At 70.9% G+C, this 13306-nt stretch carries 10 protein-coding genes; 3 read left to right on the top strand and 7 right to left on the bottom strand.

Annotated elements, in window-relative coordinates; all coding sequences use genetic code 11:
- Positions 1 to 137: 137 nt before the first annotated feature.
- Genes trpA through IBJ06_RS12000 form a run of 3 tightly spaced genes read left to right on the top strand, consistent with a single transcriptional unit; the run spans position 138 to position 3158 of the window.
- Complete coding sequence (gene trpA, locus IBJ06_RS12010; protein ID WP_292160632.1) at positions 138 to 968, top strand: tryptophan synthase subunit alpha; 831 nt, start codon at positions 138 to 140, stop codon at positions 966 to 968.
- 10 nt (positions 969 to 978) lie between these two features.
- Positions 979 to 1878, top strand: coding sequence for an acetyl-CoA carboxylase carboxyltransferase subunit beta (locus tag IBJ06_RS12005; RefSeq protein WP_292160630.1), 900 nt, complete (start codon positions 979 to 981; stop codon positions 1876 to 1878).
- Positions 1879 to 1883: 5 nt separating this feature from the next.
- Complete coding sequence (locus IBJ06_RS12000; protein WP_292160628.1) at positions 1884 to 3158, top strand: folylpolyglutamate synthase/dihydrofolate synthase family protein; 1275 nt, start codon at positions 1884 to 1886, stop codon at positions 3156 to 3158.
- Positions 3159 to 3161: 3 nt separating this feature from the next.
- Here IBJ06_RS12000 and trxA read toward each other — a convergent pair whose 3' ends face one another.
- From trxA to IBJ06_RS11965, 7 genes are all read right to left on the bottom strand, one after another.
- Entirely contained in the window at positions 3162 to 3500 is a 339-nt protein-coding gene (gene trxA / locus IBJ06_RS11995; RefSeq protein ID WP_292160626.1) for a thioredoxin TrxA, read from the bottom strand.
- 82 nt (positions 3501 to 3582) lie between these two features.
- Positions 3583 to 7038 (bottom strand): double-strand break repair helicase AddA, encoded by a 3456-nt coding sequence (gene addA / locus IBJ06_RS11990; protein WP_292160624.1) that lies wholly within the window; start codon positions 7036 to 7038, stop codon positions 3583 to 3585.
- Complete coding sequence (gene addB, locus IBJ06_RS11985) at positions 7035 to 10109, bottom strand: double-strand break repair protein AddB (RefSeq protein ID WP_292160622.1); 3075 nt, start codon at positions 10107 to 10109, stop codon at positions 7035 to 7037. The genes addA and addB overlap by 4 nt, the downstream gene beginning before the upstream one ends.
- A complete protein-coding gene (gene murU / locus IBJ06_RS11980; RefSeq protein WP_292160620.1) occupies positions 10106 to 10825 on the bottom strand; it encodes an N-acetylmuramate alpha-1-phosphate uridylyltransferase MurU in 720 nt (239 codons plus the stop codon). Before murU ends, addB begins: the two co-directional genes overlap by 4 nt.
- Complete coding sequence (gene amgK, locus IBJ06_RS11975) at positions 10822 to 11910, bottom strand: N-acetylmuramate/N-acetylglucosamine kinase AmgK (RefSeq protein ID WP_292160617.1); 1089 nt, start codon at positions 11908 to 11910, stop codon at positions 10822 to 10824. Before amgK ends, murU begins: the two co-directional genes overlap by 4 nt.
- A complete protein-coding gene (tsaE, locus tag IBJ06_RS11970) occupies positions 11903 to 12382 on the bottom strand; it encodes a tRNA (adenosine(37)-N6)-threonylcarbamoyltransferase complex ATPase subunit type 1 TsaE (protein WP_292160615.1) in 480 nt (159 codons plus the stop codon). Before tsaE ends, amgK begins: the two co-directional genes overlap by 8 nt.
- Positions 12366 to 13211, bottom strand: coding sequence for a 1-acyl-sn-glycerol-3-phosphate acyltransferase (locus IBJ06_RS11965; protein ID WP_292160613.1), 846 nt, complete (start codon positions 13209 to 13211; stop codon positions 12366 to 12368). The genes tsaE and IBJ06_RS11965 overlap by 17 nt, the downstream gene beginning before the upstream one ends.
- Positions 13212 to 13306 lie beyond the last annotated feature (95 nt).

Genomic DNA, 13306 nt, shown 5'->3' with positions numbered 1-13306 from the left:
GCGCAGCGGGGGAGGGGGACCACGGAGTGGTGGAGGGGGCAAGCCCCGAACGCCGCGCTTGAAGTCGCCCCCTCCACCATGCTGCGCATGGTCCCCCTCCCCCATTCCGCTGCGCTCCTCAGGGGAGGATCTGACGCATGACCACCGCCCGTATTGACGCCCGCTTTGCTGTGCTGAAGGCCGAAGGCCGGGCCGGTTTCGTCGCCTATGTGATGGCGGGCGATCCGTCGCCGGAGGCCACGCTCGACATCCTGAGCGGTCTGGTCGAGGCCGGGGCCGATGTGCTGGAGCTGGGCTTTCCCTTTTCCGATCCCATGGCCGAAGGGCCGACCATCCAGCGCGCCGCCCTGCGCGGGCTGAAGTCGGGCCTGACGCTGAAGGGCACGCTGGAGCTGGCGCGGCGTTTCCGGGCCGGGAATGCCGACACCCCCCTGATCCTGATGGGGTATCTGAACCCGGTCGAACAGATGGGCTACCGGGCCTTCGCCGAGGCTGCCGATGCGGCGGGCGTGGATGGCGTCATCATCGTCGACTGCCCGCCCGAGGAATCCGCCGATCTGGTCGAAGCGCTGGATGCAGCCCGCCTGTCGCTGATCCGGCTGGCCACGCCGACCTCGGACGATGAGCGACTGAAGGTCATTGCGCGCGGCACCTCGGGCTTTGTCTATTATGTCTCGGTCGCCGGCGTGACCGGGGTCAAGGAAGCCGTGGCCGGCGATGTCGCCCCTGCGGTAGCGCTGGTGCGCAACGCCACCGGCCTGCCCGTGGCGGTCGGCTTTGGCGTCAAGACGCCCGAACGGGCCGCCGAGATCGCCCGCGTCGCCGATGCGGTGGTGGTCGGCTCGGCCCTGGTCGACCGGATCGAGGCGGCCGTGACCGAGAACCGCGACCCGGTGGCCGACGTTCTCTCCCTTGCGCGGGACCTGTCGCACGCCGTGCGTAGCGCCCGCGCCGCCGAAACTGTGTAGAAGACGACCCATGGCTGACCGCAAGACCCCCGATCGTCCGCAACCGCCCGCAAGAGGGGGCTGGCTCAGCCGCTTTGCGCCGGGCGTCCGCAAGATCGTCGGCCGCCGCGACACGCCCGACAATCTGTGGGTCAAGGACCCCGACACCGGCGAGATGCTGTATCGCTCGGACCTCGAGGCCAGCCTGTGGGTGACCCCGTCGGGCCGCCATATGCGCATCGATGCCCCGACCCGGCTGCGCTACACCTTTGACGACGGTGACTATGAGCCGATCGAGACCCCCGAGGTGCCCGAGGACCCGCTGAACTTCTCGGACGGCAAGCCCTACCGCGACCGTCTGGCTGCGGCGCGGAAGGCCGCGGGCCGCAAGGACACCATGGCCATCGGCTATGGGGATGTCGGCGGCAGTCCCGCCGTGGTGATCGTGCAGGACTTTACCTTCATGGGCGGCTCGCTGGGCATGGCTGCGGGTGAGGCCTTCATTGCCGCCGCCGAGGCCGCCATCGAACGCAAGGTGCCGCTGGTCTGCTACACCGCCGCCGGCGGGGCCCGCATGCAGGAGGGCGCCCTGTCCCTCATGCAGATGGCGCGCACCACCCTGGCCATCCAGGACCTGAAGGCGCATCGTCTGCCCTTCGTCGTGGTGCTGACTGACCCGACCACCGGCGGGGTGACCGCCAGCTACGCCATGCTGGGCGATGTCCATCTGGCCGAGCCGGGTGCCCTGATCGGCTTTGCCGGTCCGCGCGTGATCGAGGCCACCATCCGCGAGAAACTGCCCCCCGGCTTCCAGCGCGCCGAATATCTGCAGGAAAAAGGCATGGTCGACCGCGTCGTCCCCCGCGCCGACCTGCCCCGCGTTCTGGGCCAGATCCTGTCCATGCTGATGGACGGCCGAAAGGCGGCCTGACCGCCGTGGACCCGATCTCCGCGCGACTGCGGGCCCGGCATCCTCAACGGATCGATCTGTCGCTGGAGCGGATGACCGCCCTGTGCGCGGCGCTGGGCGATCCGCAATTGAACCTGCCACCCGTGGTCCATGTGGCGGGGACCAATGGCAAGGGCTCGACCGTCGCCTTCCTGCGGGCCATGGCCGAGGCGGCGGGGCTCCGGGTCCATGTCTATTCCTCGCCGCATCTGGTGCGGTTCAATGAGCGGATCCGGCTGGCCGGCAGCCTGATCAGCGATGCGGCGCTGTCGGCCATTCTCGACCGGATCGAGGCCATTCCGGGCGAGGCGACCGTGTTCGAGAGCACCACGGCGGCGGCCTTTGTCGCCATGAGCGAGGTCGAGGCCGACCTGGCCCTGATCGAGGTCGGGCTGGGCGGATCGCTGGATGCCACCAATGTCCTGCCGGTGCCGCAGCTGGCGGTCATCACGCCGGTGGACCACGACCATGCGGAGTTCCTCGGTACCGATCTGGCCGGGATCGCGGGCGAAAAGGCCGGCATTCTCAAACGCGGCGGCCGGGCGGTGATCGCGCGCCAACCCGAGGTCGCCCGCGATGTCATCGGCCACGCGGCTGCCCGCCATGGCGTCGCCCTGTCGGTCATGGGCGAGGATATGGACGCTTTCACCGAGCACGGGCGGCTGGTGTTTCAGGGTGCGGACCGGCTGCTGGACCTGCCCCTGCCGAACCTCAGCGGCCCGCACCAGATCGACAATGCCGGGCTGGCCATGGCGGCGGCGCTGGATCTGGGCCTGACCGTGGACGCCATCGAGGCCGGCTTGACCTCGGCCGTCTGGCCCGCCCGCATGCAGCGGCTGAAGGCCGGACCCTATGGCAGCCGCGCCGAGGCGGCCGGGGCCGAGCTGTGGCTGGACGGGGGGCACAATCCCCACGCGGGCCGCGCCCTGTCCGAGGCCCTGCTGGAGCGCCAGCGCCGCGACCCCCGGCCCATGGCCCTGATCGTCGGCCTCTTGGCCTCAAAGGACGCGGGCGGCTTTTTCCAGACCCTGCGTCTGCTCGAGGCGCCGGTCCTCACCGTCGACTTTGAGGGCGCGGCTGTCCCCGCCGAGGCGCTGGCGGCCGTGGCACGCGGTCAGGGGCTGGGCGCCATGCCCGCAGACAGCGTGGACGAAGCCGTCCGCCGCGCCCTCGACCTCGGCGCCGGCCGCATCGTCATCTGCGGTTCGCTGTATCTGGCAGGGGAAGTGCTGGGCGCGTCCGAAGACACCTGGCCGGTCTAGGCGTCAGGCCGCGGCGCTGCCGATGCCCTGTTCGGCCAGCCATTCGGCGATCTTGCCCTTGGGAATGGCGCCGACCTTCATCGAGGTCATCTGGCCGTCCTTGAACAGCATCAGGGTCGGGATACCCTTCACGCCCAGTTTCGACGGGGTCATGGGGCTGTCGTCGATGTTCAGCTTGGCGACGGTGACCTGACCGACCATTTCGTCGGCGATCTGTTCGAGGGCCGGGCCGATCTGTTTGCAGGGGCCGCACCATTCCGCCCAGAAGTCGACCAGCACAGGGATGGAGGCCTTCAGCACATCGGTCTCGAAGCTGTCGTCGGTGACCTTGATCGTCGTCATGGGGAGGCTCTCTGCAGGCGGGGCGGCGGGCGCCCCTCGGCTATCGGATGTGGGACGAATCCCGTCCCGTTCAAGGCGAAGACTACAGGGTGGGCACAAGCGCGTGAAGCGCCTCGTCGATCAGGGCGTCCGGCACGGGCATCAGGCGCGGCCCGTCGGTCCAGACCAGCGCGGCCTCGACCGTCCGGTCCGGATAGAGCCGCCGCAACAGGGCGACATAGGCCGCCATCTGCATCAGATGGGCGGGATCGGTGCGGTCGATATGGTCGGGCGCGGGCCGCTGGGTCTTGTAGTCGATCACCAATACCCGGTCGGGCAACACCACCAGCCGGTCCATCCGCCCCGACCAGGCGATCCCCTGAACCGCGCCGGTCAGGGCCACTTCGGCGCGCGACCCGGGGCCAAAGACGGCGGCGAACCGGTCGTCCTCCAGCACACCGAAGGCCGCGCCGGTCATCTCGGCGATCTGGCCGGGTGTCAGGCCGGGCTCGCGCGCCAGCAGGCGGTCGGCGGCGGCCCTGCGATCTCCGGGGGCAAGCTCCGGCAGTCGCTCCAGCAGCCGGTGGATCAGCGTGCCGCGCCTCAGCCGCGACAGCCCCCCGTCCCGGCCCCGATCGAGCGGGGAGGGCGAGGGCGGTCCGGCCTCCTCGCCGACCTCGGCCAGCCGCGAGGGCGCCCAGGCGCGCAGGGCGGCATCCGGCGGCGGCGCGGTATGCGTCCAGTCGGGCAGGGCCTCACGGGCGGTCGCCGTCGGCACGGCGCGCAACATCGTCACCGGCGCCGGGCCATAGCGTCGCCGTCCGTCGTCCAGATCGTGCACCCCCTCCAGCCCGTCGAAGGTCTGGCGGATCAGGTCCCACCAGCTGCCGTCAGTAAAGCCGTCCTTCCGTCCGGCCATGCCCCGGCCCATGATCACCAGCCTGTCGCGTGCCCGCGTCAGCCCAACATAGAGCAGGCGCAGGCTTTCATCGGCCGAGGCCTGTTCGCGGGCCGCGCGCGCGGCCGCAAGCACGGGGCAGTCCTCGTCCTTCTTGCCCCCCATCAGCCAGGCAGCGGCCGGTGGGGTCAGGCCCTCCTCGACCTCGGCCGCCACCTCGAACAGGGCCGCGCCGCGCGCCCCGGCCTTCGCCGTCGTGTCGGGCAGGAAGACGATGGGCGCCTCCAGCCCCTTGGCCCCGTGCACCGTCATGATCCGCACCTCGCCGCGCGGGCCCTCCAGATCGCGCTTGACCTCGACCTCGGCGGCTTCCAGCCGGTCCAGTACGGTCTCAAGGTCCGACACCCCCTGCCGGTCCAGCGACAGGACCAGCGACAGGGTCTCGTCCAGCGCCTCTTCGGCCTCGCGGCCCAGCCGCTCCAGCATCCGCACCCGGCCAGTCACCCCCTCGCCATCCGTCCGGTTCAGCAGGCCGGAGACAAAGCCAAAGGCGTCGCGGTCACGCTGTGCCAGCGCCCACTCGGCCAGCGCCCGGGCCCGCGCCCACAGCGGCTGTTCATACGCCCGCGCCTGCAGTTCGTCCCATAGCGGCCCGCGCCCCTCGCGCCCCGCCAGGGCATACAGACTGTCCGGCCCGTCGAAGTCCGGCAGGTCGCACAGGGGCCCGCGCAGCATTTCGGCGAGACTCAGCTCGTCCCCGGGAAACAGGGCGAACCGCATCACCGCCTTGAGGTCATCAAAAGCGATATGGCTGGACAGTTTCAGCCGGTCGGCACCCGCCACCGGCACACCCTCGGCCTTCAGCGCGCGGATGATCTCCTCGAACGTCGGGTCGCGCCGCCGCACCAGGATCAGGAAATCGTCATAGCCACAGGCCCGCCAGGTCTTCAGGCCTGGATCATAGACGGCATCGCCATGATCGACCGCGCGGCGGATCTCGCGGGCCAGCGCCCGGGCCAGCTTCTTGCGGCCATGGGTGGCGGGCTCGTGATCGACCGGAACCCATGGGTCCTGCTCGACTGCCTCATCATCGAAGAACAGTGGCCACATCTCGACCGAGCCGGCATGATCGGTGCGGGCAGGTTCATGCGTCGGGGGCTGCTGCAGGCTTTGACCGGTCAGGGCGCGGGCGCGGTCCCCCGCCGCAAACACCGCATCGACGAATTTCAGCACCTCGGGCGTCGAGCGGTAGGAGGTGGTCAGCTTGATCCCCTCAAACTCGCCGCCCGCTGCCTTGATCCGCAGGTCATAGGCCTGGGACTCGCGCCGCAGCCGCTCGGGCCGTGCCCCCTGGAAGGAATAGATCGACTGCTTCTCGTCGCCGACGGCAAACACCGTCCGCCCCCGCGTCTCTCCGGCAAAGAATTCGCCGGTCAGGGCGGTGACGATCTCCCACTGGTCGGGGGCGGTGTCCTGGGCCTCGTCGACCAGCACATGATCGATGCCGCCGTCCATCTTGTAGAGCACCCAGGCGGCGGCTTCGGACCGGGTCAACAGCGCCCGCGTCCGGTCGACCAGATCGGCAAAGTCGAGCGCCCCGGTGGCCGCCTTGGCCCGGTCGTAAAGGGCGGCATAGGCGGTCGCCAGCGTCACCGCATGCCGCGAGCGCTCGGCCGTCCGCGCCGAGCAACAGGCCGACAGGGTCTGGCAATAGCTGTCCTGCAGTGCGGTCAGCCGCTCCAGCACACCGGGAGGAACGGACCTGGTCGCCATCTTCGCATGCGGCGCCCCGTCGGTCTTCAGGAATACCCGGCGCAGACCGGCAAAGGTCAGTCCGTCGGCCACGGCCTGCGCCAGCTGGGCGGCCTTCTTCTGGTCGTTGGTCGATCCTGCCGCCAGCTCCGCCGCCAGTGCACGCAGTTCGGCCGGGTCCAGCGCCGCCAGCCACTCAGCCTCGATCCCTTCGGCGGTGACGCCCGGCTCGGTCCCGGTCAGGGTGTGAATGTCGGGGGCGTCGCCCGCCTCGACGGCCTTGACCCAGGCGGTGATCTTCAGCCGCTCGGCCTCAAGCGTCGACAGGAAGCCCTCAAAGGCCTGAAAATCCATCGTCACCGCGAAATAGCGATAGGCCTGACCCAGCGGGCCCTCCGGATCGGCCAGGGCCGCGCGGGCCAGATCATCGCGCGCCTCGCGCGACAGCCGCCGCGCCGCCTCATCTTCCAGCACCGTGAACCCCGGCGAGACCCCGGCCTCCATCGGAAACCGCCGCAGCAGCTTTTCGCAAAAGGCGTGCAGGGTCTGGATCTTCAGCCCGCCCGGCGTCTCCAGCGCGCGCGCAAACAGCCGCCGGGCCCGCGACAGGGCCTCATCGGCATAGGCACCGGGCGAGCCTCCTTCGAGGTCGGCCAGTTCGCGGGACAGCCTGGCGTCGTCCATCACCGCCCAGCTGCCCAGCCGCTGGAACAGCCGGCTCTGCATTTCGGACGCCGCCGCCTTGGTGAAGGTCACGCACAGGATGGCCCCGGGCGCCGTCCCGCCCAGCAGCAGGCGCGCCACCCGGCTGACCAGGGTGGTGGTCTTGCCCGAGCCGGCATTGGCCGAGACGAACACCGACCGTTTCGGGTCGGCGGCCTTGATCTGGGGGTGCAGGGGGTCGCTCATCCGCCCTCTCCCTCGTCGGCGGCACCCATGACATGCCACTCCCAGACCCGCGCCAGATGGTCATAGTTGCCGCCGCGCAGGCTCATGAATTTCGGCACCGCCCACGACACATAGGGCGTCTCGACCCGGTCAAAGGCGGCGATACGGCGGGTCAGCCCCTCCATCGCATCGCCGGTCGCCGTGGAGGTATCCTCCAGCCCTGCCGCCACCGTCTTCCACTCCCCGCCCTCACCCCGGCCGGTCGGGCGCACATAGGCCAGTTCCGCCACGGGGCCCCGGCCGATATCCGGTCCAAAACCTCCGGCTTCCAGGATGGCGGCGGTCAGGGTCAGCTGCGGCGCAAGGCCGGCCTCGACCTCCTTCTTCGACGGCGCCGCCCCGGTCTTGAAATCCAGCACCGCCGCCCCGCCCGGCCAGGTCTCAATCCGGTCGGCATAGGCCTGAAGCGTGAAGTCGCCGCCCGGCAAGGTCAGGGTCATCCGCCCGCGCCGTTCGGCGTGGATCGCCACAGGCCCCTCGGCCCGGGCGCGGCGCCCGCGCTCCTGCTCGGACAGCCAGCGGGCGGCGGCTTCGGCCAGCGGTTGCTCACGCGCCAGCGCCGCCTCGTCAAAGCCCGCCTTGACCAGTTCGGACACGATCCGCGCGGCCAGCATCTCGGCAAAGTCGTCGCCGATGTCGTCGGGGCGCTCGACGGTCAGGGCCTCGATGGCCGCGTGGATGGCGTTGCCGCGCTCCATGGCGGTCGCCGGCTGGCCGGGCCGGTCCAGCGAGTCCAGCCCCAGAATCCACTGGGCATAGAGGGCATAGGGGTCGCGGATCCAGCGCTCGACCCGGGTCACATACAGGCTGCGCGGCCGCTGTTCGACCGGCGGTCGGGGCGCGGGCCGGGTCGCCGGGCGGGGCACCAGATCGGGCGGCGCATCCAGCATCCGGCTCCAGTCTCGGACCGGGCCATCCGTTGTCAGGGCCACCGGATGGTGGTCGGTACTGGCCCCGCTGGCCAGCATCTGCAGCCGCCACAGCCAGCGCGAGCGCACGGTCGGCTGGCCGCCCCGCCTCTGGCAATGGACCAGCAGGGCCTCGGGTGCCGAGGCCGCCTGCACGAAATCCTGCGCCGACTGGCCGATGCGCTTCTCGGGCGAGGGCAGGCCCAAGGTCTTGCGCATGGGCCGCGACAGGAAGGGGTCGACCGGGGCCGAGGGCGGCCAGATGGTCTCTTCCAGCCCGGCCAGAATCATCCGGTCAGACCGGACCAGCCGCCCCTCGATGGCGCCCAGAATCCGCAGGCGCGGATGGGTGGCCCCGCCCTGCCGCACCGTCGTCTCGCCCAGCAGATCGCCGACCAGCAGGCGGAACTCGGCCCGGGTGGCCGCGCCCAGCGCCGCCCCCGCTTCGATCAGCTCGGCCAGCAGGGCGGAGGCCGCATCGCCGTCCGGCCCCGCCCAGACGCGCGGCTCGCCCAGCGCCTCGACGGTCGCCACCAGCCGCAGGGCCGCCTGATCGAGGGGCGCGGTTGGGCTAAAGGGCTGAAGCATTTGCGCGGCCAGCGTCTCCAGCCGATCCACCAGCGCCAGCGCTTCGGCCAGACCTTCGGGCGGCGCATCGTCGGGCCTCGACCGGCCCCGCCCCTTCGGCGTCATCAGCCGGTGGCGCAGCACGGACCAGTCGCGAGGGGCCGCCCCCCGAAACCCGTGCCGCTCGACATAGCCAACCGCATCCTCTGACAGATCGGGCCGGACGCGCGGGTGCTTCAGCAGCGACAGCAGGGTCGGCGCGTCCATCGGCCGTTCCATCCAGCGCGCCACCAGATCGACCAGCCGCCCGGCGGCCAGCGTCCGCAGATCCACCCCCGCCGAATTGTCGGGCCGGATACCCCACCGCTCCAGCCGTGCGGCGACGCGGCGGCCCAGATCCAGATCGGGTGTTACCAGCGCACAGGTGCGGCCCGGCACTTCCAGCGCCTCGCGCATGGCCAGCGCAATCGTTCCCGCCGTGGTCTCCTCGTCCGGCAGATCAAGCAGGGTCAGGCCTTCGAGCCCGCGCACTACCGGGTCGACCGGATCGTTCGGGGCGGCCTCGGCCCGCAGGTCGGAAATGGCTGTGCGCCAGTCGCCTGTAGTCTCTGCGGGGCGCAGGGCCTCGTTCAGCACTCGCTCGCGCGCCTGCCCCGACGCCGGCGACACCGCATCAGCCACCGGCCACGGCCGCACTTCGGCGCGCGCAACCGCGCTCCGCTCCAGCAGAATCTTGAGCGCCGCCTGCGGATGCAGGTCATCGACCTTGTCCCAGACATCGTCGGGCAGGGCCCGGTCGAGGCCCGGCACGATCACCGCCCCCTGCGGCGCCCCGGCCACGGCGCTCAGCACGGCGGCGGCCGCCGGCACCGTCCCGGTCGACCCGGCAGCCAGAACGGGTGTCGTGGGCGGATGGTCGGTCCAGTGCTCGGCCAGCAGGCGCAGCAGCTTGACCCTCCGCCAGGCCGGATCGACCAGACCCAGCGCCGCCAGCCGCTTGGGCCAGGCCTCGACCGCCAGCCCCAGGAACCGGGCCTGTTCACGCCAGTGGTCGGCCAGATCGCCCTCGACCAGACCGGCGACCCGGCCCGGGTCCTCGATCTCCTCGATCTGGCAGGACTCCAGAAACGCCCCCAGCGTCCGCGCCAGATCCAGCGCCCGGCGCACCGACAGGCCGCTGTCGAACTCCTCGACGATCATCCGGGCCATTTCGAACCGGCGGTGCAGGGGCGAGATGGCGGGCGGCAGGTCCAGCCCCAGCGCCCCGGGGGTGAAGGGGGCCTCGTCCTCTTCCAGATCGCCCAGCGCCCGCACCTGCGGCATCAGCACGGGCCTTCCGTCCCCGACCGCCAGCAGCGCCTGTTCGAACGACCGCACCGCCCGCCGGTTGGGCAGCAGCAGCATGGCGTCGCTCAGGATCTCAGGGGATTGCCTCCCGGACCAGTCCAGCAGGGCCGCCGCCAGATCGCTCAGGAACGGCCTGTGCGCATCGATGGAGAACCAGCGCGGTGCCTCGTCGCCCGGCGCGCGGCCAAAGGGATCAAAGGCGCCAGTCACCGGGCCTCTCGCTCAAGCCTCGCCTCGGCCTCGTCGCGCGCGCCGGGGTCGCCGACGTGCATCCAGTCCCCGTCCAGCACACAGCCGAACAGCCGCCCCTCGGCCGCCGACCGCCGCCACAGTCCGCTGAGCGAAAAGGGCCCGTCCGGCCCGTCGGTCACATAGTTGGGCCGACAGATGTGCACGCCCATATAGGCATAGGGCGCCTCGGCTGCCTCGCCCCGGAAGGTCAGCCGCCCGTCCTGGGCGAGGAAGAAGTCGCCGCCACCCTCGAACCCGATCGCCCCCTCGCGCCGGGCCAGCAGCAGGGCCGCGTCCATCCGCTCCGGGTCCCACAGGGCCGCCAGTTCGGCCAAGGCATCGCCCCGGTCGGTCCAGACGCTGTCGATATTGGCGACGAACACCGGCTCATCGCCCAGCAGGGGCATGGCCTTCTTCAGCCCTCCGCCGGTCTCCAGCAGTTCAGCCCGCTCGTCCGAAATCGTGATCCCGGGCCCGCGCCCGCGCGCCGCCAGATGGGCCTCCAGCCGGTCGGCGAACCAATGGACATTGACCACCGCCCGCGTGACCCCGGCGTCGGCCAGCCGGTCCAGCACATGGTCGATCAGGGCCCGTCCGCCGACCTCCACCAGCGCCTTGGGCCGGTCATCGGTCAGGGGCCGCATCCGCGTGCCCAGCCCTGCGGCCAGCACCATCGCTGTGGTCGGAACCGTCATCCGCGCATCTCCTTCGGAACATGACGGTCGAACCAAACCCGGACCTGCGACAGTTCCGGACGTTTCAGGTTTTGTTCCAGATGGCCCCACATGCGCGGCATGAACTGGCGATAGCGCGGCTTGCCGTCCCGCGCGATCAGCCGTGCGAAGACGCCGAGAATCCGCGCCTCATTGAGCGCCGCCAGAGCGGCATAGTCGGCGCGGTATTCCTCGCCGTCGACCATCATCACATCGACATAGTGGTCCAGCGCCGCCCGCTCGACCTCGGGCGAAACGTCGCGTCGCGCATCCTGCAACAGGGAGTGCAGGTCCCAGACGGGGTGGGCCAGCACCGCGTCCTGAAAATCGATCAGGCCGACCCGCCGGAATCCCTCGCGCCCGGGCAGCCACAGCAGGTTCTCGGCATGATAGTCGCGGTGCGCCATGACCCAGGCCTTCGCCTCGCCCATGGCCGCGACCGGCGCCCAGGCCGCCCGCCACTCCGCCACCGCGTCCGGGCTGAAATCGAGATCCGGGATCAGCTTCGGCATCCACTCGATGAACAGATCCGCCCCGGCCTGCAGCGCGGTCGCGTCATAGGTCAGCAGCGGCCAGTCCCCGCCAGGGCCCGACAGGCGATCCGGCAGGGTCGCGGTCAGGTGCAGCCGGGCCAGCGCCTCGACCGCCTTGAGATAGAGGGGCCGCTCCTCCGCCCCCTGTTCGATCACCCGGGCATAGAGGTCGTCGCCCAGATCCTCGAGGATCGCCAGACCGTTCCCGGCATCCAGCGCCACCACCTCGGGCGCCGACAGGCCGACCGACCGCAGATGGTCCGCCACGGCGGCGAAGGCCTCGATCCGGCCGGCGGACAGGCGGGCGGTGGCATTCCAGCCGTGGGCGCGACGTTCCTCGGGGGTCCAAGCCGGGTCGCACGGCGGGCTTTCCAGCGCCGGGGCCTGATCCATCAGCATCAGGGTCGAGCCTGCGGGCGTCGTCAGCCGCTCGTAGCGCCGGGTTGAGGCATCGCCGGGCAGGGGGTCGCGCCGCGCCCCGGCCAGTCCCGCCCCGGCGAGGAAATCGGCGATCAGGGCTTGCCGCTCAGACATGCAGTTCCTTCAGTTTTTCCGCCCAGACCCCATGGCCGGTCAGCCGCGCCCGGCGGCCCGTTCCGGCGGTCTCCAGCCTGACCGACAGCCGGTCCGGGCTCAAGGCCTCAGCCCCGCCTGTCCCCAGACGTTCGGGCCATTCGATCAGGGCCACCCCCTCGTCGATCGCTTCCTGAAGGCCGATCTCATCGACCTCGCGGGGGTCCTCCAGCCGATAGAGGTCGAAGTGGGCGACCGGCGTCGGGCCCTCATAGAACTGCACCAGCGTAAAGGTCGGGCTGGGCACATCCTCGTCCGGCCGGGTCAGGGCCCGGATCAGGCCGCGCGCCAGGGTCGACTTGCCCATGCCCAGATCGCCGCTCAGCAGCACCACCTCGCCCGCCGCCACATGCTGCGCCAGCGCCGCGCCCAGCCGGGTGGTCGCCGCTTCGTCGGCCAGGGTGATGTCGCGCGCGTCAGGCAAAGGGTGCATCCGGCTGTCCGGGGAGCACCCGCTCAACATAGGCCTTCAGCGCATAGGTCGCGCGCGCGGCATCCGTGTCCAGCCGCTCCGGCGGAATGGTCGGCCCGACCGTCAGGCGAAAGGTGCCGCCCGCCTTGTTCAGCATCTCGTGAAACAGGGTGATGTCGCGCAGTTCGGGCGAGATGCGGGCAAACAGGTGGAACAGTCGCGAATACGGCCCGGCCATGTGGATCGGCACCACCGGCGCCGCATATTTCCGCGCCAGGCTTGCGGCGGTCGGTGACCATTCCGGATCGGTCAGCTGGCCGTCACCGGCGACCCGCGCCAGCCGCCCGGCCGGAAACAGCACCACCGCCCGATCCTCCTCAAAGGCCCTCCGCGCGGCGTCGAGCGTGGCGCGCGTCTTCTCCCGCGTGCGTTTGGCGGCAACCCATTCGACCGGAATGACCACCTCGCCCAGTCGCGGCGACACGCGCAGGGCATCGGCATTGGCAAAGAAAATGGCGTCGGGCCGGCGCGCCCGGATGGCCTCATAGGCGGCGATCCCGTCGGCGATCCCGGTCGGGTGGTTGCTGACGATCACGCAGCGGCCGCTCTGCGGAATGCGGTCGGCGTTCAATATCCGGACATCGAGGGCCAGCAGCTTCGAGACATAATCCAGCGCCTCGGCCCCGGCCATGGGCGCCACGGCATCGGCCATCCGCCTCGCCTTGCCATAGCCCAGCAGGGCATAGAGGAACGGCCGGATCGCCGGCCAGCCGACCGAGCCGGTCAGCCGGGGCGCGCGCTCGGCGATCAGCACATCGCAGATATGTCGGGAATCGGGAGCCACCGTCATGATCCGCTTGTCGCCGCTCCCGCGCAGTCGGGCAAGCGCGGCGTGCGCGGGCTTTGCCGGAGCCGCCCTGCGGTGCTACGCCTTCGATATGCAGT

Source organism: Brevundimonas sp. (assembly GCF_016742135.1).
In the GTDB taxonomy this organism is placed as follows: domain Bacteria; phylum Pseudomonadota; class Alphaproteobacteria; order Caulobacterales; family Caulobacteraceae; genus Brevundimonas.
Note: the sequence above shows the minus strand (reverse complement) of the source record. Positions and strands in the feature narration are given on the sequence as shown.